This window comes from Streptomyces sp. NPDC059455 (assembly GCF_042750115.1).
In the GTDB taxonomy this organism is placed as follows: Bacteria; Actinomycetota; Actinomycetes; order Streptomycetales; family Streptomycetaceae; genus Streptomyces; species Streptomyces endocoffeicus.
Map to the genome: position 1 here is coordinate 13,920 of NZ_JBHYVB010000100.1, position 25,851 is coordinate 39,770.

General features: G+C 71.3%; 27 protein-coding genes. 11 read left to right on the forward strand and 16 right to left on the reverse strand.

The annotated features are described in order from the left end of the window. Window positions 1-108: 108 nt before the first annotated feature. Entirely contained in the window at window positions 109-747 is a 639-nt protein-coding gene (locus tag ACFXB5_RS30490; RefSeq protein ID WP_385213659.1) for an NADPH-dependent FMN reductase, read from the reverse strand. A 52-nt stretch (window positions 748-799) separates the two neighbouring features. Between ACFXB5_RS30490 and soxR the strand changes: the two genes are divergently transcribed. Continuing rightward, window positions 800-1,261: a redox-sensitive transcriptional activator SoxR gene (gene soxR / locus ACFXB5_RS30495; protein WP_037955001.1), complete on the forward strand. Its 462-nt coding sequence runs from the start codon at window positions 800-802 to the stop codon at window positions 1,259-1,261. A 12-nt stretch (window positions 1,262-1,273) separates the two neighbouring features. On the opposite strand, the gene ACFXB5_RS30500 is transcribed toward soxR, so the two are convergent. Next, window positions 1,274-2,521: a GNAT family N-acetyltransferase gene (locus ACFXB5_RS30500; RefSeq protein WP_385213662.1), complete on the reverse strand. Its 1,248-nt coding sequence runs from the start codon at window positions 2,519-2,521 to the stop codon at window positions 1,274-1,276. 369 nt (window positions 2,522-2,890) lie between these two features. After that, window positions 2,891-3,529, reverse strand: a complete 639-nt coding sequence (locus ACFXB5_RS30505) for an ABC transporter substrate-binding protein (RefSeq protein WP_385213664.1) — start codon at window positions 3,527-3,529, stop codon at window positions 2,891-2,893. A gap of 146 nt (window positions 3,530-3,675) precedes the next feature. Between ACFXB5_RS30505 and dtd the strand changes: the two genes are divergently transcribed. Next, window positions 3,676-4,101 carry a D-aminoacyl-tRNA deacylase gene (gene dtd, locus ACFXB5_RS30510; protein WP_037955096.1) on the forward strand — a complete coding sequence of 142 codons (426 nt, stop codon included), beginning with the start codon at window positions 3,676-3,678 and terminating at the stop codon, window positions 4,099-4,101. 34 nt (window positions 4,102-4,135) lie between these two features. On the opposite strand, the gene ACFXB5_RS30515 is transcribed toward dtd, so the two are convergent. The 3 genes from ACFXB5_RS30515 to ACFXB5_RS30525 form a co-directional block, all read right to left on the reverse strand. Next, complete coding sequence (locus tag ACFXB5_RS30515; protein WP_385213667.1) at window positions 4,136-5,101, reverse strand: YgfZ/GcvT domain-containing protein; 966 nt, start codon at window positions 5,099-5,101, stop codon at window positions 4,136-4,138. A 9-nt stretch (window positions 5,102-5,110) separates the two neighbouring features. After that, window positions 5,111-5,620, reverse strand: coding sequence for a Fur family transcriptional regulator (locus ACFXB5_RS30520; RefSeq protein ID WP_385213670.1), 510 nt, complete (start codon window positions 5,618-5,620; stop codon window positions 5,111-5,113). A 112-nt stretch (window positions 5,621-5,732) separates the two neighbouring features. After that, window positions 5,733-6,296: an FABP family protein gene (locus ACFXB5_RS30525; protein WP_020869515.1), complete on the reverse strand. Its 564-nt coding sequence runs from the start codon at window positions 6,294-6,296 to the stop codon at window positions 5,733-5,735. A 273-nt stretch (window positions 6,297-6,569) separates the two neighbouring features. Between ACFXB5_RS30525 and ACFXB5_RS30530 the strand changes: the two genes are divergently transcribed. After that, entirely contained in the window at window positions 6,570-6,935 is a 366-nt protein-coding gene (locus ACFXB5_RS30530; protein ID WP_385213673.1) for a DsrE family protein, read from the forward strand. 90 nt (window positions 6,936-7,025) lie between these two features. On the opposite strand, the gene ACFXB5_RS30535 is transcribed toward ACFXB5_RS30530, so the two are convergent. The 7 genes from ACFXB5_RS30535 to ACFXB5_RS30565 all read right to left on the reverse strand — a co-directional run bounded on the left by ACFXB5_RS30535 (window position 7,026) and on the right by ACFXB5_RS30565 (window position 11,518). Further along, window positions 7,026-7,283 (reverse strand): DUF3099 domain-containing protein, encoded by a 258-nt coding sequence (locus tag ACFXB5_RS30535; RefSeq protein WP_014053929.1) that lies wholly within the window; start codon window positions 7,281-7,283, stop codon window positions 7,026-7,028. A gap of 138 nt (window positions 7,284-7,421) precedes the next feature. Next, window positions 7,422-7,709: a DUF1416 domain-containing protein gene (locus ACFXB5_RS30540; RefSeq protein WP_385213677.1), complete on the reverse strand. Its 288-nt coding sequence runs from the start codon at window positions 7,707-7,709 to the stop codon at window positions 7,422-7,424. 32 nt (window positions 7,710-7,741) lie between these two features. After that, window positions 7,742-8,581 carry a sulfurtransferase gene (locus tag ACFXB5_RS30545; protein ID WP_385213680.1) on the reverse strand — a complete coding sequence of 280 codons (840 nt, stop codon included), beginning with the start codon at window positions 8,579-8,581 and terminating at the stop codon, window positions 7,742-7,744. Window positions 8,582-8,736: 155 nt separating this feature from the next. Beyond that, window positions 8,737-8,817 carry an Ms5788A family Cys-rich leader peptide gene (locus ACFXB5_RS30550; protein ID WP_351229977.1) on the reverse strand — a complete coding sequence of 27 codons (81 nt, stop codon included), beginning with the start codon at window positions 8,815-8,817 and terminating at the stop codon, window positions 8,737-8,739. Between the two features lie 211 nt (window positions 8,818-9,028). Continuing rightward, window positions 9,029-9,715, reverse strand: coding sequence for a DUF2993 domain-containing protein (locus tag ACFXB5_RS30555; protein ID WP_385213683.1), 687 nt, complete (start codon window positions 9,713-9,715; stop codon window positions 9,029-9,031). Window positions 9,716-9,800: 85 nt separating this feature from the next. Beyond that, window positions 9,801-11,231 carry a hypothetical protein gene (locus ACFXB5_RS30560; RefSeq protein ID WP_385213685.1) on the reverse strand — a complete coding sequence of 477 codons (1,431 nt, stop codon included), beginning with the start codon at window positions 11,229-11,231 and terminating at the stop codon, window positions 9,801-9,803. Between the two features lie 11 nt (window positions 11,232-11,242). After that, window positions 11,243-11,518 (reverse strand): MoaD/ThiS family protein, encoded by a 276-nt coding sequence (locus ACFXB5_RS30565; protein WP_020869510.1) that lies wholly within the window; start codon window positions 11,516-11,518, stop codon window positions 11,243-11,245. Between the two features lie 121 nt (window positions 11,519-11,639). On the opposite strand from ACFXB5_RS30565, the gene ACFXB5_RS30570 reads away from it, so the two are divergent. Beyond that, window positions 11,640-13,382: an ABC transporter ATP-binding protein gene (locus ACFXB5_RS30570; protein ID WP_385213688.1), complete on the forward strand. Its 1,743-nt coding sequence runs from the start codon at window positions 11,640-11,642 to the stop codon at window positions 13,380-13,382. Further along, window positions 13,379-15,337 (forward strand): ABC transporter ATP-binding protein, encoded by a 1,959-nt coding sequence (locus ACFXB5_RS30575; protein WP_385213691.1) that lies wholly within the window; start codon window positions 13,379-13,381, stop codon window positions 15,335-15,337. The genes ACFXB5_RS30570 and ACFXB5_RS30575 overlap by 4 nt, the downstream gene beginning before the upstream one ends. Window positions 15,338-15,377: 40 nt before the next feature. Here the strand turns inward: ACFXB5_RS30575 and ACFXB5_RS30580 are convergent, their stop codons facing one another. Continuing rightward, entirely contained in the window at window positions 15,378-16,280 is a 903-nt protein-coding gene (locus ACFXB5_RS30580; protein WP_385213694.1) for an alpha/beta hydrolase, read from the reverse strand. 326 nt (window positions 16,281-16,606) lie between these two features. Here ACFXB5_RS30580 and ACFXB5_RS30585 point away from each other — a divergent pair, with 326 nt between their 5' ends. Together ACFXB5_RS30585 and ACFXB5_RS30590 are read left to right on the forward strand one after the other, a co-directional pair. Continuing rightward, the gene (locus tag ACFXB5_RS30585; protein WP_385213697.1) at window positions 16,607-17,419 is read left to right on the forward strand and encodes a response regulator transcription factor; all 813 of its coding nucleotides are present in this window, start codon (window positions 16,607-16,609) and stop codon (window positions 17,417-17,419) included. 23 nt (window positions 17,420-17,442) lie between these two features. Continuing rightward, complete coding sequence (locus tag ACFXB5_RS30590) at window positions 17,443-18,465, forward strand: LacI family DNA-binding transcriptional regulator (RefSeq protein ID WP_385213700.1); 1,023 nt, start codon at window positions 17,443-17,445, stop codon at window positions 18,463-18,465. Between the two features lie 19 nt (window positions 18,466-18,484). On the opposite strand, the gene ACFXB5_RS30595 is transcribed toward ACFXB5_RS30590, so the two are convergent. After that, complete coding sequence (locus tag ACFXB5_RS30595) at window positions 18,485-19,198, reverse strand: SDR family oxidoreductase (protein WP_385213703.1); 714 nt, start codon at window positions 19,196-19,198, stop codon at window positions 18,485-18,487. A gap of 116 nt (window positions 19,199-19,314) precedes the next feature. On the opposite strand from ACFXB5_RS30595, the gene ACFXB5_RS30600 reads away from it, so the two are divergent. The 4 genes from ACFXB5_RS30600 (at window position 19,315) to ACFXB5_RS30615 (ending at window position 23,377) form a co-directional block, all read left to right on the forward strand. Continuing rightward, entirely contained in the window at window positions 19,315-19,923 is a 609-nt protein-coding gene (locus ACFXB5_RS30600; protein WP_385213706.1) for a TetR/AcrR family transcriptional regulator, read from the forward strand. A 97-nt stretch (window positions 19,924-20,020) separates the two neighbouring features. Further along, window positions 20,021-21,133 (forward strand): S1C family serine protease, encoded by a 1,113-nt coding sequence (locus tag ACFXB5_RS30605; RefSeq protein WP_385213709.1) that lies wholly within the window; start codon window positions 20,021-20,023, stop codon window positions 21,131-21,133. 85 nt (window positions 21,134-21,218) lie between these two features. After that, on the forward strand, window positions 21,219-21,959 hold the full coding sequence (locus ACFXB5_RS30610; RefSeq protein WP_385213711.1) for a response regulator transcription factor: 741 nt from the start codon (window positions 21,219-21,221) through the stop codon (window positions 21,957-21,959). Then, entirely contained in the window at window positions 21,956-23,377 is a 1,422-nt protein-coding gene (locus ACFXB5_RS30615; RefSeq protein ID WP_385213713.1) for a sensor histidine kinase, read from the forward strand. Before ACFXB5_RS30610 ends, ACFXB5_RS30615 begins: the two co-directional genes overlap by 4 nt. Window positions 23,378-23,943: 566 nt before the next feature. Here the strand turns inward: ACFXB5_RS30615 and ACFXB5_RS30620 are convergent. Then, the gene (locus ACFXB5_RS30620; RefSeq protein ID WP_385213718.1) at window positions 23,944-25,728 is read right to left on the reverse strand and encodes an ABC transporter ATP-binding protein; all 1,785 of its coding nucleotides are present in this window, start codon (window positions 25,726-25,728) and stop codon (window positions 23,944-23,946) included. Window positions 25,729-25,851: the final 123 nt, after the last annotated feature.

Here is a 25,851-nt window from a genome sequence, read left to right on the forward strand (position 1 = left end):
GTCCGAGCGGCGGGTGTCTGCCCCTGGGCGGTCGGCCCCGGGGAGGTCGGCGCCGCGGCGCGCCGCGCCGGGGGGGGCGGACACGGGGGGGGGGCGCCGCCGGGCGGATCAGCTGCCGTACGGGTGGGTGGTGCGGGCGGTGCGCAGGGCCCGCGCCCACCAGGTGAGCTGGTCGAGCATCGCCCCGGCGGCGGTGTCCGGGCCCTCGGGGTCCTTCAGCCGACCGTCCTCCCCGAAGAGCCCGCCCGCGTTGTGGAAGCTGACCGTGTCCCGGACGGTCACGGCGTGGACCTCGGCGAAGACCGGCCGCAGATGCTCGACCGCGCGCAGGCCCCCGGAGATGCCGCCGTAGGAGACAAAGCCGACCGGCTTGGCCTGCCACTGGGTGAAGTGCCAGTCGATCGCGTTCTTCAGGGAGGCGGGGTAGCTGTGGTTGTACTCGGGCGTCACCACGGTGAACGCGTCGGCCGCGTCCAGCCGGGGCGTCACGGCCTCCAGGGCCGCGACCTCCTCGGGGCCGGGCCGGTGGGTGAGGGCCGTGGGCAGCGGGGTCTCGGCCAGGTCCACGACGTCGACGGCCATATCGGAGCGGAGCGTCGCATGACCGGCGAACCAGTCCGCGACCTTCGGCCCGAAGCGGCCGTCGCGGGTGCTGCCGATGATGATGGCGAGGCGAATGGGGGAGTCGGGTCCGGTAGCGAATGCGGGCGTGGTGGTTGCCGTCAGGACGGCGGTGTCTGTCGTCATGGGACGAGCCTCGGACTTAAACAAAGGTTGAAGTCAAGCTACCCTCGGCACTATGACGCAACTGACCTGGAAGACCCATGAGCTCACGGTCGGCGATCTCGCGCAGCGCAGTGGGGTGCCCGCCTCCGCGCTGCGCTTCTATGAGCGGGAGGGGCTGATCCACAGCCGCCGGACCTCCGGCAATCAGCGCCGCTACACCCGCGACACCCTCCGCCGCGTGGCCTTCGTCCGCTCCTCGCAGCGCGTCGGCATCCCGCTGGCGAGGATCCGGGAGGTCCTCGGGCTCTTCCCCGAGGATCACGTCCTCACCAAGGAGGACTGGGCCCGGATCTCGGAGTGCTGGCACGCGGACCTCAACGAGCGCATCGAACAGCTGGAGAACCTCCGCGACCACCTCACCGACTGCATCGGCTGCGGCTGTCTGTCGATCGACAAGTGCGCGCTGGCGAACCCCTACGACCGGCTGGGCGAGCAGGGGACGGGTGCCCGCCGGCTGCTCAAGTCCAGCTGCTGAGCTCCGGGCGCCTCAGAAGCCATCGGGGCACCAGGGGCGGCGCGGGGTCCGCAGCAGCCGGTCCGCCAGCGCCGCGGCGCCCTGGCGCTCCTCGGCTATCCGGCCCAGTGAGGCGAGCCGGACCGCCGACTCGTCGCCCAGCCACAGAGGGCTCAACTCGCCGATGTCCATGGTCAGATCGGCCGGACGGCCCGTGGTCGCACACGCCGCGCCGTCGGGGCCCGCCTCCAGGAAGTAGCGGCCCCCGGCCAGCCCGGCGGCGTCGCGCAGCTCGAGCACCAGCGAGCCCTCGGCCGGGTATGTACGGCTCTCCAGCAGCTGGGGCACATCCAGCGGGCGCAGCCACAGCCAGTCGGCATGCATGGTGACCTGGGCCGCGCGGGGATCGCCGAGCAGCAGCGGAAGCAGATCGTCGGGGGCGCGCCGGCCGGTGTTGACCCGGGTCACCCAGTCGACCGAGAGCAGGAAATGCCACAGCGCCCGCTCGGCGGCCGGGGTGACTCCGATCAGCTCGAGCACGGTGGCGGTGTTGTGCGGCCGTTTGTTGCCCTCCCAGCGGTCGTCCGCCGTATAGGCGAGCAGTCCGTCCACCGAGCCGTCGGGGGAGCGGTAGAGCACATAGAACGGCTCGGTCCAGGGGCGGTTGGGGAACTGCCGCTGACCGGTGTTGATCCGCCACCAGAGGTCCGGGCGGTCAATGGCGCCGTGCTGCTCGGCGCGCAGCCGCTCATGCAGGGCGGGGCCCAGCTTCCGCACCTCGTCGGCGTCGGCGAAGTCGACCCGGCCGCCGTCCACCGGAGCCGAGTGGCGCGGGTCGAGCCCGGCCCGGGGGACGTCCACCTGCCATTCGGTGATCCAGGTGGCTGGTCCGAAGCCGTACCGCCCGTAGATCGGGTACTCGGCCGCGATCAGGGTGGCCACCGCCTCGCCCCGCTCCTTGGCGGCGCGCAGATCGTGCTCCATCATCCGGCTCAGCAGGCCCCGGCGGCGGTGGGTGGCCGACACCGCGACATTGCTGATCGCGTCGGCCGGGACATCCGCCCCACCCACCGCCGTCAGCCGCTGTGCGAAGCTGCGGAAGGTGGCCACGCAGCGGTCCCCGTCGAAGACCCCCTGCGTACGGGACAGATCGATCTGCTCCCGCCGCACCTCCACCTCCTCCTTCGGCGCCTCCGGCGGACGCAGAAAGCCGGTGTTGAGCGCGATGGTCCAGTTGGGGAGGTCGGAATCGGCGAGTGGAGTGCGGAGTTCGAGGGCCATGCGCACACGCTAAGCGTCGGCCGCCACATGCCGCACGCCGATTTCCACAGCCCTCGGACCAGGTCTTTTCATCACACCGCGCCCTGTGGATGGCTCGGCGAGCACCCCGCGAGCAGCCCGTCGCCGCCTAGGCCCTGTCCGGTGGATCTTCGCGCCTGTGACATCAGCGGCTGACGCCGCGGGGCCCGCGGCGTCTGGTGTAGGGGGCACCTCCCAGCGGTGGCTGGGGGAGCATCGCAAGGCGGAGGGTCGTCCTCGTACCGGGTTGTACTCGGACGATCCCGACAACGCGGCCGGGGGCACCTCCCAGCGGTAGCTGGGGGCGCCGTGCCAGGCGTCGCGGGCCCGCGAAGATCCGCCGGACAGGGCCTACGCCAGCAGGTCGTCCACCTGTGCCTCTCCCTCGCGGTACCGGCGGGCGATCTCCGCGCTGCAGCCGTCCGCCGTGCGCTGCAGCTCCTGCCGCCGCCGCGACACCTGCTGCTCATGGCTGACGAGGCGGGCCATCGCGCCGTGCAGCTCCTCGTCCGTACGGGCCCGCAGATCGGACAGGCCCACCTCGGCCAGCATCTCCTCGGCCAGCCGCTCGTACTCCGCGTCCTGTGGCGTCCCGAGCGTGACATGCCGGGCCGAGGAGCGGTGCCGTGAGGGGAGATCCGCGAGAATCTCCGGCAGCCGGTCCACCAGCGCGGCGGGCGGCTGGGCCGCGGCCGCCGCGGGCGCCGGGTCACGGCGGTGGCCCAGCTCGGCGCGGAGGATGTCGATCCGCCCCTGGAGCAGTCTGCGCAGATAGCTGAGATCCGCCTCCTCGCGCTGTGCAGAGCGGCGCAGCGCCCGCAGCTCCGGCAGCCGCAGAGCGTTCAGATCGCTCGCCGCCGCCGACGTGGACGTCACGGCCGGCGCCGTCACGGCGGCGGAGTCGGCCAGCCGCCCGCCGCGCTGGCTCGGCGGCCGTGGTGGCAGCAGGCCCTCGGTGGCCATGGGCTGGCCGGTGCCCGATGTGGTCATTGATGTCCGTCCCCTCCAGCGATGCGTCGTTCCCGCAGTTCCTGCCCGCCTGCACCGCCTGCACGCATCGTGCCACCAGTGATGCTCCCTGTGCAGCGGCTCTCCACCCGATCGGCCCCGGATGGACGCACGGCATGATGGTCGCCATGCGTGCTGTGGTACAGAGAGTGGACGGGGCGAGCGTCGTCGTGGACGGCGAGACGGTCGGCGAGATCGTCGGTGAGGGGCTGTGCGTACTGGTCGGGGTGACACATGACGACACCCCGGAGAAGGCGGCCCAGCTCGCTCGCAAGCTGTGGTCCGTAAGGATGCTCCACGACGAGAGGTCCTGCTCGGATCTGGCCGCTCCGCTGCTGGTCATCAGCCAGTTCACGCTTTACGGCGACGCCCGTAAGGGGCGCCGTCCCACCTGGAACGCGGCGGCGCCCGGCGGGGTCGCCGAACCGCTCGTGGACGAGGTGGTGGCCCAGCTGCGGAAGCTGGGCGCACACGTGGAAACGGGCCGGTTCGGAGCGGCCATGAAGGTCTCGCTCACGAACGACGGCCCGTTCACGGTGCTCGTCGAGGTCTAGCCGAACCGCGGGGTCCGGCGGACCGGCAGGGGGTTCACGGCTCCACGACCGTCTCCTGTGCGGCGGCCGTGGAGTCCGCGATCAGGTTCGCGTCCACCGGCACATTGCGCTTGACCAGCGCGAGCGCGATCGGCCCCAGTTCGTGGTGGCGGGCCGAGGAGGTGATGAATCCCAGCTGGCGGCCCTCCTCGCCCTCCGAGGCCAGCCGTATGGGCGCGCCGTGGGACGGCAGCGTCACCTCGCTGCCGTCGAGGTGGAGGAAGACCAGTCGGCGCGGTGGCTTCCCCAGGTTCTGTACCCGGGCGACGGTCTCCTGGCCGCGGTAGCAGCCCTTCTGGAGATGGACGGCGGAGCCGATCCAGCCCAGCTCGTGCGGGATGGTGCGGTGGTCGGTCTCCAGGCCGATCCGCGGCCGGTGGGCCTCGACCCGCAGCGCCTCGTACGCCAGCACTCCGATCGGCGGGCCGTTCCCCTCGGCGAAGGCGGTAAGGCGTTCACGCGGCAGGAAGAGGTCCCGGCCGTGCGGGGTCTCGCGGACGACGGAGTCCTCGGGGGCCTCGGTGATGCTGCCCGCCGGGAGGTGGACGACCGCGTACTCGTCGGTGCGGTCCGCGATGTCCACCCGGTAGAAGAACTTCATGCTCTCCAGGTAGGCGATCAGCTCGCCCTGGCTGTTGGGCTCCACATGGGCCCAGGTGGTTTCGCCGTCGTCGACGAGGTAGAGCGCGTGTTCGATGTGGCCGTGGGCGGAGAGGATCAGGGCTTCGGTGGCCTGGCCCGGCGGAAGGTCGCTGACGTGCTGGGTGAGCAGCAGATGCAGCCAGCTGAGTCGGTCGGCACCGGTCACCGTGACCACTCCGCGGTGCGAGAGGTCCACGAAGCCGGTGCCGTCGGCGAGCGCACGCTGCTCGCGGAACAGGTCGCCGTAGTGGGCGGCGACGCCTTCGTCGGGGCCCTCGCCGGGGACGGCGCCGGGCAGCGACAGCAAAGGGCTCTTCATGAACTCAGCCTACGACCTGCGGGCTCGGCCCTCACCGGAGCGGTTTTCGGCGCCGTCCCCGCCAAGCTGTCCGGGGTCTCCACCGGCCTCTCCGGCGCGCTGCCGGGCGGAGCAGGAGGCACACCGGCCGAAGATCGCGAAGTGCTTCAGATCGGTGTCGAAGCCGAAGTCCGCCCGGAGCTGCCGGGTGAAGGCGTCGGCCACGGAGACATCGGCCTCGATCACATCCGTGCAGTCCCGGCACACCATATGGATGTGATGGTGCCGGTCGGCCAGGTGGTACGTGGGGGCGCCGTGGCCGAGATGGGCATGGCTGACCAGGCCCAGCTCCTCCAGCAGCTCCAGCGTGCGGTAGACCGTGGAGATGTTGACGCCGCTCGCGGTGCGGCGCACCTCGGTGAGGATCTCGTCCGGAGTGGCGTGCTCCAGATGATCGACGGCTTCGAGCACGAGCTGGCGCTGCGGGGTCAGACGGTAGCCGCGCTCCCGCAGATCGCTCTTCCAGTCGGTGGTCGCCACGGTGCAAGTGTAGGCGGGCCCGCGGTGACCGGCCGGACGCGCAGGGGGAGAACCGGACGCGGCACGGCAGAGCCCGGCTCGGCGGAGAGCGGAAAGCGCGAGTCGGGGGCCCTCAGCGGAAGAAGGCGATCCCGTCGTCCGGCAGGTCCTTGAGGTCCTTGGCCCACTCCCGGGGGTCCACGACCTTCTTCAGATGCGCGGACATGTACGGGCGCAGCTCGACCTCGGGGGTGGCCTTCTCGCCGACCCACATTAGATCGCTGTTGACGTAGCCGTACAGCCGCTTGCCGCCCGAGTACGGGGCCGCGTGGGCGGTGCGCGCCACCGCGTCCGTCGCCAGGTCGATCTGCGGCTTGCCCTCCGCGAGCTCGCCGTACCAGACCTCGATGATGCCCTGGTCCCGGCTCATCACGACCTCGACCTTACGGTCCTTGTCGATCCGCCAGTAGCCGGATTCGGTCTCCAGGGGGCGGACCTTCTTGCCCTCGGAGTCCAGCACCCAGGTGTGCGAGATGTACTCGATGAAGTCACGGCCGTCGTGCGTGAAGGTGGCCTCCTGGCCGAAGTTGCACTTCTCGGCGCCGGGGAAGTCCGAGACGCCGGCCCCTTCCCAGTTGCCCAGGAGGAAGGCGAGCGGCACGAGGTCCGGGTGGAGGTCGGACGGAATCTGGATCATGAATTCAGGCGATCTGTCGAGAGTCGAGCCGTGATGGCGGGGCGGGAGCGGTTCAGCGCTGGCCCTGGTACAGCTTCTTCCAGGTCAGCGCGGCGAAGCCGAGCGTGGCCACGGCGACCAGGATCATCAGGGTGGTGAAGACTGCCTCAAGCACGAGCGCGCTCCTCGGAACAGATGATGGACGGCACCGAGTCTAGTCGCCGCCGGGACGGCCGGTGGAGACAGGTGGCCGTGCGGCGCCGGGCCCCCGGGTGCCGAGCCTAAGGTTGACGCATGGCGAAGAAGCTGGTGATCAAGGTGACGGCGGGTGCGGACGCTCCCGAGCGGTGCTCCCAGGCGTTCACGGTGGCGGCGGTGGCCGCGGCGAGCGGGGTCGAGGTCTCGCTCTGGCTGACCGGGGAGTCGACGTGGTTCGCGCTGCCGGGCCGGGCCGCGGAGTTCGAGCTTCCGCATGCCGCGCCGCTTCCGGATCTGATCGACGGCATCCTTACGGGCGGCGGAACGATCACGGTGTGCACACAGTGCGCCGCGCGCCGGGAGATCGAGGAGAGGGATCTGATCGAGGGGGCCCGGATCGCGGGCGCTCAGGTCTTCGTGAGCGAGATCATGCCGGACGGCGTCCAGGCGCTCGTGTACTAGGCGGCGTCCGAACCAGGGGCTTCGCCCTGGGACCCCGGGGTCTGGGGCGAGGCCCCGGTTTCGGACGTTGGGCCCGTGGTTGGCCCGAGGTCAATGCCGGTGGTTGTGCTCGTCCAGCTCCCGCCACCACCGGTCGGACTCCTCGTCACCCGATTCGTCCCACCACCGGTCGTCCGGGCCCCGGCGATTGGCGACGATCGCCGCCAGGGGCGGGATCACCATGGCGACGATGCACATCGCGACCGCGGCGGGGACGGACCACAGGCGCACAAAGGCCCACGCCGAGATGAAGAGCGTCAGACACGCGCCCATCAGGAAGAAGTATGCGTGGCGGCGTCGCGCGTACATATGTCCAGCGTACGTCCGGGACCGCCGCACCGACAGACGAAGGACCGCACCGACAGACGGAGGGCCGCACCCCGCCGAGGCGTCCAACCCCGGGGTGCGGCCCTCCGGCCGTGAGTCACGACGCGTCGTAGCGGCGCGTCAGACGGCGATGGCGACCTCCGCCAGCCCGCCCTTCTGGGCGACGACGGTGCGGTCCGCGGTGCCGCCGGGAACCAGGGCGCGCAGCGTCCATGTGCCCTCCGCGGCGTAGAAGCGGAACTGCCCGGTCGCGGAGGTGGGGACCTCGGCGGTGAACTCGCCGGTGCTGTCCAGCAGCCGGACGTAACCGGCGACGGGCTCGCCGTCGCGGGTCACCGAACCCTGGATCGTGGTCTCACCAGGCTTGATCGTCGAGGCGTCGGGGCCGCCGACCTTGGCTCCACACATGGATGTCTGTCCTTACGTTCGGGGGAGAGGGGTCAGCTGTCGGAGCCGAGCTCGACCGGCACGCCGACCAGCGAGCCGTACTCGGTCCAGGAGCCGTCGTAGTTCTTGACGTTGGTCTGGCCCAGGAGCTCGTGCAGGACGAACCAGGTGTGAGCGGAGCGCTCACCGATGCGGCAGTAGGCGATGGTGTCCTTCGACAGGTCCACGCCCGCGCCCTCGTAGATCTCCTTGAGCTCGTCGTCGGACCGGAAGGTGCCGTCGTCGTTGGCCGACTTCGACCACGGGATGTTGCGGGCGCTCGGGACGTGGCCCGGACGCTGCGACTGCTCCTGCGGGAGGTGGGCCGGGGCGAGCAGCTTGCCGGAGAACTCGTCGGGGGAGCGCACGTCGACCAGGTTCAGCGAGCCGATGGCGTCCACGACCTCGTCGCGGAAGGCACGGATGGCGGTGTCCTGCGGCTTGGCCTTGTACTCGGTCTGCGCGCGGGTCGGCACCTCGGCGACCAGGTCGCGGGAGTCGAGCTCCCACTTCTTGCGGCCGCCGTCGAGCAGCTTGACGTCCTGGTGGCCGTAGAGCTTGAAGTACCAGTAGGCGTAGGACGCGAACCAGTTGTTGTTGCCGCCGTAGAGGACGACCGTGTCGTCGTTGCCGATGCCCTTCTCCGACAGGAGCTTCTCGAAGCCGGCCTGGTCGACGAAGTCACGGCGCACCGGGTCCTGGAGGTCCTGCTTCCAGTCGATCCGGATGGCGTTCTTGATGTGGTTCTTGTCGTAGGCCGAGGTGTCCTCGTCCACCTCGACGATGACCGTCTTGGGGTCGTCGATACGGGCCTGGACCCAGTCGGCGTCCACCAGGACGTCACTGCGGCTCATGTTCTCTCCTCCGGGGCAGTTGCGGCGGTACGGGCACGCTCACGACGCGGCGCCGCGCGGGGCGTGCGGCGAGCGTACGAGCGAAGGTGCGGGAAGGCCCGGCTGACGGGCCGAAGAGGGGGGCCGGTCCGTGGCGTGAGCGGACCGCGTCCCATTCAGACGGGGCGACAGAGCATGGCGGCGACGCGGCACAGGTCGACTGCCCGCCGCTTCGTGAGATCCGCCTGTCGCTTCATGGGTCCGATCGTAGGGACGGACAGGCGGGCATGTCACCGGCGTGTCGCATGATGAGACGTTATCGTCCGGAGTGTGAGATGAGAGAAGCGTGAACGGCCGGGAGGCACGGCCGGAGGGGGTCGCGGCGGGCAGGAGCGTCCATATGCGCGGACATGATCGTCTCAGTGAATGGACCAGGGACGTGATCCGACGCCCCTGGTACTGATCGCGTCAGCCCGTCAGCTGGACGTTGTTCCCCGCGACCGAGACGTCTATGCCGTCCTTGGAGGTCTCCACCTTGTCCAGCCGCATGCCGGTGGGCAGTCCCTCGATCTTCCGCTCCATGTCGGCCTTCTCGCGCACCTTGTCCTCCCACTGGGGGATGCTGCCGCCCGGTATGGACTCGGCGTGCAGCCGGATGGTGTTGCCGTTCACGATGGTGACCTGGGAGTGGGCGGTAAGGCTGAGGCCCAGCAGACTGCCGGTGATCTTGACCTTGTTGGTGCCCGACGGGTCGTAGGCGACCGTGATCCCCGGACCGGCGGCCTGTGAGAGGTCCGCGTAGCTGATGTGGGCCGAGCCGGTGGCGCGGTCGGCGCTGGCCGACGAGAAGTTGCCCGAGATGCGGACGTTGTGCAGCTGGGCGTCGAGCTCGGTGACCCGGACGTTGCGGCCGTCGCCCGCGTCCGTCGTCAGCCCGTCCACGCCGACGTCGACCTCGTCCAGCTCCTTGCCCACGACCTGGGTGAGGAACGGGAAGCCCTTGATCGAGACATTGGGCGTCGTGGTCAGGCCCTGAGAACTCTTGATCTTGTCGGCCGCCTTCGACTCGGCCATGTACACCGCGATGCGGTCGGCGGCCACGAAGAGGCCGCCGAGTATCACGACGACGATCAGCGTGATGCGTAGTGCGCGCATGTGCGTGGGTCCCCCAGGCTCTTGCTCAGGCCCTCGCGCCTGAGGCTGCGAGCCTATCCGGCGCGGGTGAGCGGGAGCCGGGGAGTCAGCCCAGAGCGCGGCCGATCACATAGACCACGGGGGCGGCGGCCGCGAGCGGCAGCGCCACGCCGGCCGTCAGGTGGACGAAGCGCGAGGGGTAGTCGTAGCTGGCGACCCGGTGGCCGATCAGCGCGCACACCCCGGCCGCGAATCCGAGCAGGGCGGCGGTGGACGTGCCCGTTCCGGTGAGCTGCCCGGCCCCGACCCCGGCGCCCGTGGCGGCCGCCAGCGCGACCACGACGGCGGCGGCCGTCGGCAGCGGCAGCGCCCGGACGAGCACGGCCACGGCGACGGCGGCCGCCCCCACCACCACGGCGTCCGAGGACTCGGCGACGGCGGCCAGATGACCGGCCGCGAGCACGGCGAGGGCCGTGGCCGCCACGGCGGCCGTAAGGCCGTACAGCCGCTCGTCCGGGGAGGCGTGGCTGCGGAGCTGGAGGATCAGCACCAGCAGCAGCCAGACGCCGATGGTGCCGATGACGACCGTCGGGGCGTGTGACGGCTCGGTGGCGAGCAGGCCGATGTCGGCGGCCAGACCGCCCGCGAAGGCGAGTGCGATGCCCTGCCGGGCGGGCCACATGCCGTTGAGCCGGAACCAGCCCGCCGCCGTGACCGCCTGAAGCGCCGCCACCGCGACGGCGACGGCCGGGCGGCCCAGCGGCGCGGTGGCCGCGAGCAGGGCGGCGAGTACGGAGGTCAGGGCGGCGGGGACGAACCCCGGGTGGACGATCTGCGGGCGGCCCTCGGCCTTGGCCTTCTCGGCGGCGGTGAGCGGCCGGTCGGGCTGCGGGGCGGGCGGCTCGGCGGTCGCGGTCGCGGCCTGTGCCTGAGCCTGCGCCGGGGCCTGAGGCGGCGCCTGCGCCGGGGCCTGAGGCGGCGCCTGCGCCGGGGCCTGAGGCGGGGCCTGAGGCGGTGCCTGAGGCGGTGCCTGGGACGGGTCGGCGGGCTGGTGGTACGGGTGCTGCTGCTGATTCCAGCCCTGGGCGTACTGCCCCTGGTGGCCCTGGTGCGGTTGCTGCCCGTGGTGCGGTTGCTGCCCCTGGTGACCTTGCTGCCCCTGGTGGCCCTGCTGAGCGGCGGCGTAGGGATCCGCGTACGGCTGCTGGTACTGCTGCTGGTACTGCTGCGGTGGGTGCTGGTACTGCGGCGGCTGGGCCTGGACGTACCCCTGCTGCTGCGGATACCCCGCGTACCCCTGCCAGTCGGCCTGCTGCTGGGCACCCTGGCCGTTGCCGCCGTGAGCGCCGTTGCCACCGGGACCGCCATGGCCACCGTAAGGATGCGCGCTCTGGTCGTATCCCCCGTAAGGAGCCTCGTACGACCCGTACGGGGGATACGGCTGCTGCGGGTGCTGACCTTGCGGCTGCTGGCCCTGCTGCTGATGAGGCTCGTGGGGCTGATGAGGCTCGTTGGGCTGGTGTGGCTGGTTGCTCATGAGCTCGGGGTTCACCCTCCTGCGAACGGCGGGAGCACCTCGACCGTGCCGCCCTCGGCGAGTTGGATCGTCTTGTGGTCACGGGTGCCGGCCGGGGCTCCGTCGACCAGGAACGAACAGCGCAGCAGGACCCGCGCGAACTCCGGCCGCGCGGTGTGCCGCTGCCGGGCCGCGTCGAGCGCCTCCGCCAGTGTCCACGCGGTGTACGGCTCCTCCGCGGTACCGGCCGCGGCGCGGGCCGCGGCCCAGTACCGGATGGTCCCAGCGGGCGTGCTCATCATCGCCATCGCGATCCCTTTCCCGTCTTCTGCCGTCTCCATGATGACGGGTGCGGGACGGCGCTCGGGACCACGCGCGGTTCGTCGAAAATACGCCCGGTTCGGGACGAGCGTCACTTAAGGTTTCCGTGTGCTGGTACGACTGATACGGGCGTATCTGAGGCCCTATACCCGAACGATCACGCTGATCGTCTTATTGCAGCTGGTGCAGACCCTCGCCACCCTCTACCTGCCCGCCATGAACGCGGACATCATCGACAGCGGAGTGGTGAAGGGCGACACCGGCTACATCCTCTCTGTCGGCGGGCTGATGATCGCCGTCACCCTTGTCCAGATCGTGTGTGCCGCGGGAGCCGTCTACTTCAGCGCCCGCACCTCCATGGCGCTCGGCCGCGATCTGCGCGCCGCCGTCTTCGACCGGGTGCAGTCCTTCTCCGCCCGGGAGATGGGCCACTTCGGGGCGCCGTCCCTGATCACCCGCACCACCAACGACGTCCAGCAGGTGCAGATGCTGTGCCTGATGGCCTTCACGCTGATGGTCTCGGCGCCGATCATGTGCGTGGGCGGCGTGGTCATGGCGCTCAACGAGGACGTGCCGCTGTCCGGGCTGCTTCTGCTCATCGTTCCGGCCCTGGGCCTCGTGGTCACGCTCATCGCCCGCCGGATGCGGCCGCTGTTCCGCGACGTCCAGCAGCGCATCGACACCGTCAACCGGGTGCTGCGCGAGCAGATCACCGGGATCCGGGTCATCCGTGCCTTCGTCCGTGACACCCATGAGCGCGACCGCTTCACCGACGCCAACACCGGGCTGATGGATGTCTCGCTGCGCGCCGGGCGGCTGATGTCGCTGATGTTCCCGGCCGTGATGCTGGTGGTGAACGTCTCCAGCGTGGCCGTCGTCTGGTTCGGCGGGCACCGCATCGACAGTGGCGGGATGCAGGTCGGCGCGCTGACCGCGTTCCTCAGCTATCTGATGCAGATTCTGTCGTCCGTGATGATGGCCACCTTCATGTTCATGATGGTGCCGAGGGCCGAGGTGTGCGCCGAGCGCGTCCAGGAGGTGCTGGACACCAGGACCAGCGTCGTACCGCCGCTGATGCCCGTCGCGCCCCCGCCCGCCGACGCCGGACGGGGGCTGCTGGAGCTGCGGGGCGTGGAGTTCCGCTACCCCGGAGCCGACGCGCCCGTGCTGCGCGACATCTCGCTGACCGCCCGGCCCGGCCGGACCACCGCCGTCATCGGCTCCACCGGCAGCGGAAAGTCGACCCTGCTCGGGCTGGTGCCGCGGCTGTTCGACGCGACCGACGGCAGCGTCCACCTCGACGGGGTGGATGTGCGCGACCTCGACCCCGAGGTGATGACCCGGACCATCGGGCTGGTCCCGCAGAAGCCGTACCTCTTCGCCGGCACCGTCGCCTCCAACCTGCGGTACGGCGACCCCGACGCCACCGACGAGGAGCTGTGGCGGGCCCTGGAGACCGCCCAGGCACGGGAGTTCGTGGCGGCCATGGAGGGCGGTCTGGACGCCCCGATCGCCCAGGGCGGGACCAATGTGTCCGGTGGTCAGCGGCAACGGCTGGCGATCGCCCGCGCCCTGGTCCGCAGGCCGTCCGTCTACCTCTTCGACGACTCCTTCTCCGCGCTCGACTACGCCACCGACGCCCGGCTGCGGGCGGCGCTCGCGGACGAGACGGACAACGCGACGGTGGTCATCGTCGCCCAGCGGGTGTCCACCATCCGCGGCGCCGATCTGATCGTGGTCCTCGACGCGGGGCGGATCGTCGGCGCCGGCACCCACGGCGAGCTGATGGCCGGCAATGAGACCTATCGCGAGATCGTGCTCTCCCAGCTCACCGAGGAGGAGGCGGCATGAGCGGCCCCGCGGCGCCCCGCAGGGGTCCGGCGCCCGCCGCCGGGCCCGGCCGCTTCATGGGCGGGCAGCCCACCGAGCGGTCCATGGACTTCCGCGGCTCCAGCCGCCGGCTGCTGGCCCGGCTCCGGCCTGAGCGCGGGATCGTCCTGCTGGTGCTCGCGCTGGGCACGCTCAGCACCGCGCTCGCGGTGGTGGGCCCGAAGATCCTCGGCGACGCCACCGACCTGATCTTCGCGGGCATCGTCGGACGGCAGCTGCCCGACGGCGTCAGCAAGGAGCAGGCCGTCCAGCGGCTGCGTGACCACGACCAGGGCACGGTCGCCGACATGGTCGCCTCGATGGACGTCACCCCCGGCCAGGGCATCGACTTCCACGCGGTCGGCGTCGTGCTGCTGTGGGTCACGGCGCTGTATGTGGCCGCCTCGCTCCTGGGCCTGATCCAGGCGCGGGTGGCGACCGTCGTCGTCCAGCGCGCGGTGTTCCGGCTGCGCGAGGACGTGGAGCACAAGCTGGCGCGGCTGCCGCTGGCGTACTTCGACAAGCAGTCGCGCGGCGAGGTGCTCTCCCGCGCCACCAACGACATCGACAACATCCAGCAGACGCTCCAGCAGACCCTCAGCCAGATCATGGCCTCGCTGCTGACGATCGTGGGCGTGCTGTCGATGATGTTCTGGATCTCGCCGCTGCTGGCGCTGGTGGCGCTGATCACCGTCCCGGTCTCGGTGTGGGTGACGACGCGTATCGGCAAGCGCGCGCAGCCGCAGTTCGTCGCCCAGTGGAAGACCACGGGCAAGCTCAACGCCCATATCGAGGAGATGTACACCGGGCATGCGCTGGTGAAGGTCTTCGGGCGGGAGAAGGAGTCCGCGCAAGCGTTCCGGGAGCAGAACGACAAGCTCTACGGGGCGGGCTTCCGGGCCCAGTCCATCTCCGGCCTGATCCAGCCGTCGATGATGTTCATCGGGAACCTCAACTATGTGCTGGTGGCCGTGGTCGGCGGGCTACGGGTGGCCTCCGGCGCGCTGTCGATCGGCGATGTCCAGGCGTTCGTCCAGTACTCCCGGCAGTTCAGCCAGCCGCTCACCCAGGTGGCCTCCATGGCCAACATGGTGCAGTCGGGCGTGGCCTCCGCCGAGCGGGTCTTCGAGCTGCTGGACGCGCCGGAGCAGAGCGCCGAGCCGGTGGACGCGCGGCGGCCGGAGGCGGTGCGGGGGCAGGTCGCGTTCGAGGAGGTCTCCTTCCGCTACCAGCCGGACACGCCGCTCATCGACGGGCTGTCGCTGTCGGTGCGGCCGGGCCAGACCGTGGCCATCGTCGGGCCGACCGGCGCCGGGAAGACCACGCTGGTCAATCTGCTGATGCGGTTCTACGAGGTCAGCGGCGGGCGGATCACGCTGGACGGGGTGGACATCGCCGAGATGTCACGGGAGGAGCTGCGTTCCCACATCGGGATGGTGCTCCAGGACACCTGGCTGTTCGGCGGGACGATCGCCGAGAACATCGCCTACGGGGCGGAGGGGGCGAGCTTCGAGAGGATCGCGGAGGCGGCGAAGGCCACCTATGTGGACCGCTTCGTACGGATGCTGCCGGACGGCTACGACACGGTGATCGACGAAGAGGGCGCCAACGTCAGCGCCGGTGAGAAGCAGCTGATCACGATCGCGCGGGCGTTCCTCTCCGAGCCGTCGATCCTGGTGCTGGACGAGGCCACCAGCTCGGTCGACACCCGTACCGAGGTCCTCATCCAGCGGGCGATGGCCTCGCTGCGCAGCGGCCGTACGAGCTTCGTGATCGCCCACCGGCTGTCGACCATCCGGGACGCGGACGTGATCCTGGTGATGGAGGCGGGGCGGATCGTGGAGCAGGGCTCGCACGACGCGCTGCTCGCGGCGGGCGGTGCGTACGCGCGGCTCTACGCGTCCCAGTTCGCCGAGCCGGTGGCGGAAACCGAATAGCCGGTGGCGGGAACCGAATGGGCGACCGCTTGGGCCGGGTTCAGGCGTGGGCCGCGGCCCAGTCGGCGATGCGGGCCAGCAGGTCGGGGGAGGCGGCGGTCTCGGCGTGGCCGTAGCCCGGCTCGATCCACAGCTCCGAGGTGGCCGGGTCCGCCGCCGACGCCAGCATCCGCGGATGGTCCAGCGGGAAGTACGGATCCCGGTCGCCGTGCACGATCAGCAGCGGCGTCGGCGCGATCAGCGGCGCGGCGGACACCGGGGACAGCGGATCGACGGGCCAGCCGCGGGGGTCGATCCGGGTGCGCAGCCCGTAGCGGGAGACCAGCCGCCCGGTCGGCCGGGTGATCGCCCAGTGGAGCCGCCGCATGGGCGCGGTGCCCCGGTAGTACCAGCGGGCGGGTGAACTCACGGCGACGACGGCATCGGGCGCGGCGCCGTCGGTCACCTCCCCGGGGGTCCCGTCTCCGGGAGTCCCGTCCACGGGGGTCACGTCCACGGGGGTCACGAGTACGCCGCCCGTGCGCCCCACTGGGCGCCCTGTGCGCTCCCCTTGGTGTACGTCTTGCAACGTCCGGATTTCATCGGCCTTCCCGTACAGCGCCGCCTGCCGGATCACCACCGAGCCGCCCATCGAGAAGCCGACCGTGGCCACCCGCCGATGTCCGAGCCGGCGCGCCCAGCGCACCGCGGCGGCCAGGTCCAGCACCTCGCGATCGCCGACCGTGGACCGTCCGCCGGACCGCCCATGGCCCCGGAACGAGAATGTGATCACGGCCGTACGCTGGTGAAACGCCGATGCCACCCGCCGCAGCGCGGGGCGCTCCAGGGCGCCGGAGAAACCGTGTCCGACCACCAGCGCGAGGTGGTCGGAGGGTTCGGTGCCGCCCCCCGGGGAAGGTTCGTAGCGCGCCTCGATCGAGACCCCGTCATCGGTCAGCAGCATGGCCCGTTGCTCCCCCGCGGTGAGGGCGGAAGGACAACGGGGAGCAGATTGAGCCTCTCCGGCGCATGTCATGTGGGTTATTCTGTCGTGAAGAGGATCCGGGCAACGTTGCCCCCGGGTCCTTTTGCGCTTTCAGGGCGGGGTGCGCGTTTGAGCGCGCCGTCGCTCCAAGGGCGCGGAGCGTGACTGTACGAAGTAGTAGCCGCAGACTCCCCCGGGCACGGCCTGGGAGGTGCCCCTCTCGCAAGGGACCGAGGAGGAACCGACGTAATGGGCGAGCGAAGCGTGCACAACCTCGAGAAGACGGCCAGGGCAGGTGATGGACGATGAGTTCCCTCCTGCTGCTGACCAATGCACTCCAGCCCTCGACGGAGGTGCTCCCCGCCCTCGGCCTGCTGCTGCACAGCGTGCGGGTGGCCCCCGCCGAGGGCCCCGCCCTGGTGGACACCCCGGGCGCCGACATCATCCTGATCGACGGCCGCCGCGATCTGCCGCAGGTGCGCAGCCTGTGTCAGCTGCTGCGGTCCACCGGCCCCGGCTGCCCGCTGATCCTGGTGGTGACCGAGGGCGGGCTGGCCGCCGTCACCGCCGACTGGGGCATCGACGACGTCCTGCTGGACACCGCGGGCCCGGCGGAGGTCGAGGCCCGGCTGCGGCTGGCCATGGGCCGTCAGCAGATCACCACCGACGACAGCCCGATGGAGATCCGCAACGGCGATCTGTCGGTCGACGAGGCCACCTACAGCGCCAAGCTCAAGGGGCGTGTGCTCGATCTCACATTCAAGGAGTTCGAGCTGCTGAAGTACCTCGCCCAGCACCCCGGCCGGGTCTTCACCCGGGCGCAGCTGCTCCAGGAGGTCTGGGGGTACGACTACTTCGGCGGCACCCGCACCGTGGACGTCCACGTCCGGCGGCTGCGCGCCAAGCTGGGCCCGGAGCACGAGTCCCTGATCGGCACGGTGCGGAACGTGGGCTACCGCTTCGTCGCGCCGGAGAAGGTCGAGCGCGCCGCCGAGGAGGCCCGGGCCAAGGCGGCGGTGCGGGACGCCGGAGCGGGTGGTGCGGCGCCGGGCGGGCACCCCGACGGCGCGGCCGGCTCCGCGGCGAGGACCGCTGCCGCACGACCGGCCAACAGCTAGCTGGACCCGCGTAGACTTCGCGCGTGGCCAAGGTGACGCGGGATGATGTGGCAAGGCTTGCGGGAACGTCGACCGCGGTCGTCAGTTACGTCATCAATAACGGACCCCGGCCGGTCGCCCCGGCCACGCGCGAGCGGGTGCTTGCCGCGATCAAGGAGCTCGGCTACCGGCCGGACCGGGTCGCGCAGGCGATGGCGAGCCGCCGGACCGATCTCATAGGGCTGATCGTTCCGGACGCCCGGCAGCCGTTCTTCGCGGAGATGGCGCACGCCGTCGAGCAGGCGGCCGCCGAGCGCGGAAAGATGGTGCTGGTCGGCAACTCCGACTACCTGGACGAGCGCGAGGTGCACTATCTGCGCGCCTTCCTGGGGATGCGGGTGTCCGGGCTGATCCTCATCAGCCAGGGCCCGAGCGAGAACGCGGCGGCGGAGATCGAGGCGTGGGACGCCCGGGTGGTGCTGCTGCACGAGCGGCCCGAGGCGATCGACGACGTGGCGGTGGTGCTGGACGACGTCGGCGGCGCGCAGCTCGCCGTGCGGCATCTGCTGGAGCACGGCCATGACTATGTGGCCTGCCTCGGCGGCACCGAGATAACCCCGACCGTCGGCGACCCGGTCACCGACCATGTGGAGGGCTGGCGCCGCGCGATGCGCGAGGCCGGGCGGCCGACCGACGGGCGGCTCTTCCAGGCTCCTTACAACCGCTACGACGCCTATAAGGTCGCCCTCGATCTGCTCGCCGGCCCCGACCGGCCCCCGGCCATCTTCTGCGCCACCGACGACCAGGCGTTCGGGGTGCTGCGGGCGGCGCGTGAGCTGCGGATCGATGTCCCGGGGGAACTGGCGGTGGCCGGTTTCGACGATGTGAAGGAAGCCCACCTCACCGACCCCCCGCTGACCACGGTCGGCTCCGACCGCCCCGCGATGGCGCGCGCCGCGGTCGACCTCGTCCTGGACGACGGCATCCGGCTCTCCGGCTCCCGCCGCGAACGCGTCAAGCAGTTCCCCTCGGCCCTGGTGGTCCGCCACTCCTGCGGCTGCGCATAGCGCTTCGCGCCTCTGCTCGTCAGGGGCGGGCGTGAACGCCGATGCCTCCGGAGACGGTGAGGTTGTCGCCGGTGATGTAGCCGGCGGCGTCCGAGGCGAGGAAGGCCACGGCTTCGGCGATGTCGGCGGGAGCGCCGACGCGGCCGAGCGGGATGTCCCGGGCCCAGGAGTCGATCATTTCCTGGGATATGCCCATCTTGCTGTAGGCGGGGGTGTTGATCATTCCCGGGCTGACGGCGTTGACGCGGATGCGGCGGGGGGCGAGTTCCAGCGCGAGGGACCGCACGAGGGGCAGCAGAGCGCCCTTGGCGGCGGTCATGGCGGCTCCGATCCCCTCACCGGCGCCCACGGTGAACACGACCGAGGCGCCCTCGTTGAGGAGCGGGAGCGCCTTTTGCAGGGTGAAGAAGGTGCCCTTGACGTTGATGTCGAACAGGGCGTCGAAGGCGTCTTCGTCGGTTGACTCGATCGGGCCGGGACGGGAGATGCCCGCGTTGAGGAAGAGCAGGTCGAGGGAGCCGAACCGCCGGCGTGCCCGGTCCATCGCATGGTCGATGTCCGCCAGGGACCGTGCGTCGGCCCGGACGACCATGACGTCTTCGGGAAGTCCGGCGTTGGCGACATTGCCGACGCCGGTGACCATGACGCGGTAGCCGCGGGAGTGGAGCAGTTCGGCGGTCGCCTTACCGATGCCGCTGGTTCCACCGGTGATCAAAGCTGCGGGTGCGGACATGATGCGTTCCTTTGTGTGTTCCTGGGAGATATTCATTGGCAGCGTACGACGGCCTGGCAGTGACTGCCAAGCAGGATGTGAGTGCCAGGATGGCAGTGCTGGGATAGCCTGGTGGCATGAAGCAGGAAGCCAAGACGGCGACGGGCGCACCGACCACGCTGTGGGACCGGACGCGGCAGCTGGCCTCCCAGGAGATCCTCGAGACGGCTCTGCGCCTGTTCACCGAGCAGGGCTACGACGAGACGACCATCGCCCAGATCGCCCGGGAGGCCGGTGTCTCCCAGCGCACCCTCTTCCGCTACTTCGGCACCAAGGAGGACCTTCTCGGCGGCGACCAGGGCCGGTTCGGGCGAGTCCTGACGGACACGATCGGCGAACAGCCCGCCGAAGCCGGTGTCTGGGAGGCCCTGCGCGCAGGGGTCGCCGCCGTACTGGCCCTGCACGAGAGCCGCGAACAGGCCCTGGAGCGGTTCCGTCTCCTGCACAACACCGCCTCGCTGCGGGCCGGTTGGCTCGAGAAGCGGCTGCGGTTCCAGGAGGAGCTGCTGCCGCTCATCGAGGCGCGCATGGACGTCGCTGTCGGCGGTGCGGATCCGAGGGCCCGCGCGGTGATCGCGACGGCGTTCGCGTGCCTGGACGCCGCATCGATGGCGTGGGTCGACAACGACGGTAAGGGCGACATCATGGACCTGTACGACGAGTGCCTGGCCGCGGTGCGCGGCTGACCCTCGGCGGCACCCTTATGTCGGGCATACCGACTTCTGGTGGGGTTCTCAGCGGGCACTCAGGGGACTCTCATACTCCGGCCGCACAGTCATAGACATGACGGACAGCACACGCCGCAGCGGCGCAGACGAGCCCTATCCCTACGCGTACGGTGGCGGTGCGGGGTATCCCGATCCGCCCGCGTATCAGCCTCAGCAGCCGGTCACCACGCCGTCCGGGGTCACCGTATGGCCGGGTGACGGCAGTGGCGGCGGGGCGGGGGAGGACGGCGGCGCGTTCGCGAGTGAGGGGGCGCAGGGGGGCGGGGGACGGCGTAGGGTGCGGGCCTCGCGGCCGGTCGCGCTGATCGCGGCCGTGGCGGCGGTCTCGGCGCTCGTGGGCGGCGGGGCGGCCGCGCTGGTCACCAACGCCACCCAGAAGTCCGACACCACGATCTCCACCCCCGTGGTCAACGCCAAGTCCACCAGCCAAAGCGGGGTTTCGGCCGTCGCCGCGGCCGTCAGCCCCAGCATCGTGGAGGTCAGCGCCAGCGGCACCAGCGGCCAGTCCACCGGCTCCGGCGTGGTCATCACCAGCGGCGGCGAGATCATCACCAACAACCACGTGGTCTCAGGCGCCGACGCGATCAAGGTGACCTTCAGCGACGGCAGCAAGAAGACCGCGACGGTCGTCGGCACCGACAGCAAGAAGGACCTCGCGCTGATCAAGGTGGAGGGGGCGAGCGGGCTGAAGCCCGCGTCCCTCGGTGACTCCAGCAAGGTCTCGGTGGGCGACCAGGTCGTGGCCATCGGCTCGCCCGAGGGCCTCACCGGCACCGTCACCAGCGGTATCGTCTCCGCGCTCGACCGCGATGTCACCGTCTCCACGGACCAGGACCAGGGTCAGGGCCAGGGCGGTCAGGGGCCGGGCGGCGGCGGGCAGTGGCCGTTCGAGTTCGGCGGCGGCCGGTACAACGGCGACGTCGGCTCGTCGACCACCACCTACAAGGCCATCCAGACCGACGCCTCGCTCAACCCCGGCAACTCCGGTGGCGCGCTGATCAATATGAGCGGCCAGATCATCGGCATCAACTCCGCGATGTACTCCTCGGCCTCGGGCCAGAGCTCCGGCGACGCGGGCAGCGTCGGCCTCGGCTTCTCGATCCCGATCGACACCGTCAAGTCCGATCTCGCCTCCCTGCGCGCGGGCGGAAGCGACAGCAACACCTGATGGACGTGCGAGGCTGGCAGCAGCGCCGCACAGCCCGCCGCGGCCACCTCCCCGCCCCACCGTCACCCCTTGAGGAAACCGACCCATGAGCCCCGCCGACCACGGCGATCAGCCGGCCCGCATCCTGATCGTCGACGATGAGCCGGCCGTCCGGGAAGCCCTTCAGCGCAGCCTCGTCTTCGAGGGCTACGCGACCGAGACCGCCGTGGACGGACTGGACGCGCTGGGCAAGGTCGGCTCCTACGACCCCGAGCTCATCGTGCTCGATGTGCTGATGCCCCGGATGGACGGGCTGACCGCCGCACGGCGGCTGCGCGCCACCGGGGTGACGCTGCCGATCCTGATGCTCACCGCGCGGGACACCGTCGGCGACCGGGTCACCGGACTCGACGCGGGCGCCGACGACTACCTCGTCAAACCCTTCGAACTGGACGAACTGCTGGCCCGCATCCGCGCCCTGCTCCGCCGCAGCTCCTACGCCGCCCAGCAGGGCGCGGCGCTGCCCGAGGGAGACGTGCTGGCCTTCGGCGATCTGCGGATGGACCTGACGACCCGCGAGGTCGTCCGGGGCGCGCGCCGCGTCGAGCTGACCCGGACCGAGTTCACCCTGCTGGAGATGTTCCTGGCGCATCCGCGCCAGGTGCTCACCCGTGAGCAGATCCTCAAGGCGGTGTGGGGCTTCGACTTCGAGCCGTCGTCCAACTCGCTGGACGTGTACGTGATGTATCTGCGCCGTAAGACCGAGGCGGGCGGCGAGCCGCGCCTCGTGCACACCGTGCGCGGGGTGGGGTACGTCCTGCGGCCCGCGGAGGGCGAGTCCTCGTGAGGTTCCGCAGACTGCCGCTGCGCTCGCGGCTGGCCCTGCTGACCGCCGTGGCGGTCGCGGTCGCGGTGGCGGTGTCCGCGTTCGCGTCCTGGCTGATCGTCCGGGAGCAGCTCAGCGCCCAACTCGACTCGTCCCTGCGCAACGTCACGGTGGACGAGCGCAATGTGCTGAGCATCCTGGAGGCGTGCCAGAACCCCGAAGGCGCCGACGACCGTACCCCGCACGCCCTCGGCTCGTACTCCGTGCAGATCGTGCTGGCCGACGGGAACCGCTGCACCCAGCCCGGGGCGACCAAGCTGCCGGTGACCACCGCCGATGTGGCCGTGGCCGTCGGGGAGCGGCCGAGCGCGCTGCATGACGCGACGGGCGCGGGCGGCGAGGACATGCGGGTGTTCACCTACCGGCCGGCCTCCGGCCCCGGCAGCCCGCTGCCGCGCGGGATCGCCGTCTCCATGGCGCGCCCGCTGAGCGAGGTCGCGCATCCGCTGGGCACGCTCGCGCTGGTCCTCGCCCTCGTCGCCGGGGTCGGTGTCGTGGGCGCGGGAGCGGCGGGCCTGTGGATCGCCAGGACCGGGCTGAAGCCCGTGGACCGGCTGACCGAGGCGGTCGAGCATGTGGCCCGCACCGAGGACCTGGCCGTCCGTATCCCGACGGAGGGCGATGACGAGATCGCCCGGCTGTCGCGGTCGTTCAACTCCATGACGGCGGCCCTCGCCTCCTCCCGCGACCGTCAGCAGCAGCTGATCGCGGACGCCGGGCATGAGCTGCGCACCCCGCTGACCTCGCTGCGGACCAATATCGAACTGCTCGCGCGCAGCGAGGAGACCGGCCGCCCGCTGCCGCCCGCCGACCGTAAGGCGCTCATGGCGAGCGCCAAGGCGCAGATGACCGAGCTGGCGGCGCTGATCGGCGATCTTCAGGAGCTGTCCCGCCCCGACGCCTTGCCCGGCAGCGGCCCCCCGCAGGTGGTCGCCCTGCACGAGGTGGCGCGGACGGCCCTGGAACGGGCCCGGCTGCGCGGTGCCCATCTCACGATCAACGCCTCGATCGAGCCCTGGTACGTCCGCGGCGAGGCGATCGTCCTGGAGCGGGCGCTGGTCAATCTGCTCGACAACGCCGTGAAGTTCAGCCCTTCGGGTGGTGTGATCGACGTCGTCCTCAGAAGCGGAGAGGTACGGGTGCGCGACCATGGCCCCGGTATCCCCGCCGAGGAACTGCCGCATGTCTTCGAGCGCTTCTGGCGCTCCCCGTCCGCCCGCAGCATGCCCGGCTCGGGCCTCGGGCTGTCGATCGTGGCCCGTACGGTCCAGCAGTCGGGCGGCCAGGTGGGGCTGGAACCGGCCCCGGGCGGCGGCACGGTCGCCTGGCTCAGACTCCCGGGCGCGCCCACGGCTCCGCCGGAGATCGACCTGGGCTGAGCGCGCCCCGGCCCGGCTCGGGCCCGGTTCGGCTCGGGCCCGGTTCGGCTCAGGTCCGGTTCGGTTCAGGTCCGGTCCGGCGCCGCTCCGGCTCAGCCCGGTCCCGCCTGGCTTGGCCCAGCGGGGTCCGGCGGGTCTTTCCCCTCCCCGCCCCTTCCCGTTCCCAGGGGCTCCGCCCCTGGACCCCGAGGTCTGAGGCGGAGCCCCGGTGCGGGGTCTGGAGGGGGAAGCTCCGGTGCGGGGTCTGGAGGGGGAAGCTCCGGTGCGGGGTCTGGGGCGGAGTCCTGGTGCGGGGTCTGGGGGCGGAGCTCCGGTGCGGGGTGTGGGGGCGGAGTCCCGGTGCGGGGTGTGGGGGCGGAGTCCTGGTGCGGGGTCTGGGGGCGGAGCTCCGGTGCGGGGTCTGGGGCGAAGCCCTGGTGCGGGGTCTGGGGGAAGCCCCGGTGCGGGGTCTGGGGCGGAGCCACAGTTTCGGGAAGGGGCGGGGAGGGGAAAGCCCGCCGCAGGCGGCACAACCCGCCGGACACTCCCCGACCAGGCTGGGTCCGGCCGAGCCCAGTCCGCCCCCCTCACCGCGGTCCGAGCCGGAGCGTGGGCTGCGGGCCCGTCTCGGTCAGGGAGCCGTCCCCGGAACCGCGCAGCCGTGCGTACGCGCCGCCCAGCGCCAGCAGTTCGTGATGCGTGCCCGTCTCCACGACCCGTCCGTGGTCCAGCACCAGGATGCGGTCCGCGTCCGGCGCCAGGTTCAGATCGTGGGTGATCATGATCGTGGTGCGGCCGGACATCAGCCGCCGCAGCGGCCGGACGACCCGCCGCGCGGCCAGCGCGTCCAGCCCTGTGGTGGGCTCGTCCAGGACGAGGACGGGCGCGTCGCGCAGCATCGCGCGGGCGATGGCGATGCGCTGGAGCTGCCCGCCGGACAGCCGGGCCGTATGCGGGTCGATCCGGGTGTCGTAGCCCTCGGGCAGCGCGGCGATGAAGTCGTGCGCGGCGGCGTCCCGCGCCGCCCGGACGATCTCGTGCTCGGTGGCCCCGGGGCGGCCGCAGGCGATGTTCTCGCGGATGGTGTCGTGCAGGATGAGTGTCTCCTGCGGCAGCAGCGTCACATGCGTCCGCAGAAAGCCCAGCGGCATCGCGTACAGCGGTACCCCGTCGAGCCGTATGAACCCCTCCGCCGGGTCGTAGAAGCGGGTCAGCAGCTTGGAGACGGTGGACTTGCCCGCCCCGCTGGCCCCGGTGATCAGTACGAACTCACCCGGCCGGGCGGTGAACGAGACCCCGGCCAGGGTGCGCCGGTCGCCCCCGGGGTAGCGGAAGCCGACACCGTCGAACTCCACCGTGCCGTGCACCCGCCACGGCGTCACCGCGGCCCCCGGCTGCGGATCGCTCACGGCGGGTTCGGCGTCGAGGATCTCCGCCAGCCGCTCGGCGCCCGCGGTGGCGGCCGTAAGGGTGAGACCGAGCTGTCCGAGGTTGCGGATCGGCGGGTAGAGGTAGCCGAGGAAGGCGGCGAAGGCCAGCAGCTGGCCGATGGTCATCCGGTCCTGGGAGATCTCCCAGGCGCCGAGCCCGATCACGGCGAGCACGCACAGCGTCTCGATGACCTCAACCAACTGCTCGTACAGCTCGCTCATCCGGGCACCGGCCACCGATGCCCGCAGCCACGCACCGGCCTCCCGGCCCAGCCGCCGCTCCTCGGCCTCCTTACGGTGGTACGCCTGCGTCAGCACGACGTTGCCGAGCGACTCCTCGACGACGGAGGTGATCGCGCCGTCGGCGGCCCGCTCGTCCCGGGCGACCGAGCTGATCCGCCCGGAGAAGCGCCGCGCCGCCAGCCAGAACAGCGGCGCCAGGACAAAGGTGACCAGCGCCAGGTCCCAGCGCAGCCGGAAGGCGGCCACGGAGAAGAAGACCGTGCTGAAGACGGCGGAGACGGTGCTCACCACCCCGGAGACCACCATCTGCTCGATGGACTCCACGTCCCCGGTGAGCCGCTCGACCAGATCGCCCTGGCGGTGGCGCTGGAAGAAGTGCGGCGGCAGATCCTGCACATGCGCGAAGACCCGGGCCCGCAGCCGCAGTACGAACCGTTCGGCGGTCCATACGGCGAGCGAGTTGCCCATATAGCCGACGCCCGCGCCGAGCACCGCGACCGCGAGCCACTGCGCGGCGGGGACCCAGAAGGCGCTGAGCGAGCCCTGCCGCAGGGCGTTGTCGGTCAGATCGGAGAAGAGGAGGATCGCGGCGGTCTCGGCGAGCGCCGCGGCCATGACGCAGGCGCAGATGAGCACCAGCCAGCGCCGGTCGCCCCTGGTGAGCGGCCAGAACCGGCGGAACGCCTGTCGTGCGGCCAGCCGCGGAGTGGTCCGTTCCGCCCCCTCGGCCCCCTCGGCCCCCTCGGCCCCCTCGGCCCCCTCGGCCCCCTCGGCCCCCTCGGCCCCCTCGGCCCCCTCGGCCCCCTCGGCCCCCTCGGCCCC

What these genes read in the sequence shown, in the direction of transcription:
- soxR (WP_037955001.1), top strand. Translation starts at nt 800, where the DNA reads ATGACGCAACTGACCTGGAAGACCCATGAGCTCACGGTCGGCGATCTC.
- ACFXB5_RS30550 (WP_351229977.1), bottom strand. Translation starts at nt 8,817, where the DNA reads ATGAAGCGACAGGCGGATCTCACGAAGCGGCGGGCAGTCGACCTGTGC.
- ACFXB5_RS30565 (WP_020869510.1), bottom strand. Translation starts at nt 11,518, where the DNA reads ATGGCGATGATGAGCACGCCCGCTGGGACCATCCGGTACTGGGCCGCG.
- ACFXB5_RS30605 (WP_385213709.1), top strand. Translation starts at nt 20,021, where the DNA reads ATGACGGACAGCACACGCCGCAGCGGCGCAGACGAGCCCTATCCCTAC.
- ACFXB5_RS30515 (WP_385213667.1), bottom strand. Translation starts at nt 5,101, where the DNA reads ATGAAGAGCCCTTTGCTGTCGCTGCCCGGCGCCGTCCCCGGCGAGGGC.
- ACFXB5_RS30580 (WP_385213694.1), bottom strand. Translation starts at nt 16,280, where the DNA reads ATGCTGCTGACCGATGACGGGGTCTCGATCGAGGCGCGCTACGAACCT.
- ACFXB5_RS30500 (WP_385213662.1), bottom strand. Translation starts at nt 2,521, where the DNA reads ATGGCCCTCGAACTCCGCACTCCACTCGCCGATTCCGACCTCCCCAAC.
- ACFXB5_RS30555 (WP_385213683.1), bottom strand. Translation starts at nt 9,715, where the DNA reads ATGCGCGCACTACGCATCACGCTGATCGTCGTCGTGATACTCGGCGGC.
- ACFXB5_RS30525 (WP_020869515.1), bottom strand. Translation starts at nt 6,296, where the DNA reads ATGATCCAGATTCCGTCCGACCTCCACCCGGACCTCGTGCCGCTCGCC.
- ACFXB5_RS30585 (WP_385213697.1), top strand. Translation starts at nt 16,607, where the DNA reads ATGAGTTCCCTCCTGCTGCTGACCAATGCACTCCAGCCCTCGACGGAG.
- ACFXB5_RS30530 (WP_385213673.1), top strand. Translation starts at nt 6,570, where the DNA reads ATGGCGAAGAAGCTGGTGATCAAGGTGACGGCGGGTGCGGACGCTCCC.
- ACFXB5_RS30600 (WP_385213706.1), top strand. Translation starts at nt 19,315, where the DNA reads ATGAAGCAGGAAGCCAAGACGGCGACGGGCGCACCGACCACGCTGTGG.
- ACFXB5_RS30490 (WP_385213659.1), bottom strand. Translation starts at nt 747, where the DNA reads ATGACGACAGACACCGCCGTCCTGACGGCAACCACCACGCCCGCATTC.
- ACFXB5_RS30575 (WP_385213691.1), top strand. Translation starts at nt 13,379, where the DNA reads ATGAGCGGCCCCGCGGCGCCCCGCAGGGGTCCGGCGCCCGCCGCCGGG.
- ACFXB5_RS30540 (WP_385213677.1), bottom strand. Translation starts at nt 7,709, where the DNA reads ATGTGTGGAGCCAAGGTCGGCGGCCCCGACGCCTCGACGATCAAGCCT.
- ACFXB5_RS30505 (WP_385213664.1), bottom strand. Translation starts at nt 3,529, where the DNA reads ATGACCACATCGGGCACCGGCCAGCCCATGGCCACCGAGGGCCTGCTG.
- dtd (WP_037955096.1), top strand. Translation starts at nt 3,676, where the DNA reads ATGCGTGCTGTGGTACAGAGAGTGGACGGGGCGAGCGTCGTCGTGGAC.
- ACFXB5_RS30610 (WP_385213711.1), top strand. Translation starts at nt 21,219, where the DNA reads ATGAGCCCCGCCGACCACGGCGATCAGCCGGCCCGCATCCTGATCGTC.
- ACFXB5_RS30595 (WP_385213703.1), bottom strand. Translation starts at nt 19,198, where the DNA reads ATGTCCGCACCCGCAGCTTTGATCACCGGTGGAACCAGCGGCATCGGT.
- ACFXB5_RS30560 (WP_385213685.1), bottom strand. Translation starts at nt 11,231, where the DNA reads ATGAGCAACCAGCCACACCAGCCCAACGAGCCTCATCAGCCCCACGAG.
- ACFXB5_RS30535 (WP_014053929.1), bottom strand. Translation starts at nt 7,283, where the DNA reads ATGTACGCGCGACGCCGCCACGCATACTTCTTCCTGATGGGCGCGTGT.
- ACFXB5_RS30545 (WP_385213680.1), bottom strand. Translation starts at nt 8,581, where the DNA reads ATGAGCCGCAGTGACGTCCTGGTGGACGCCGACTGGGTCCAGGCCCGT.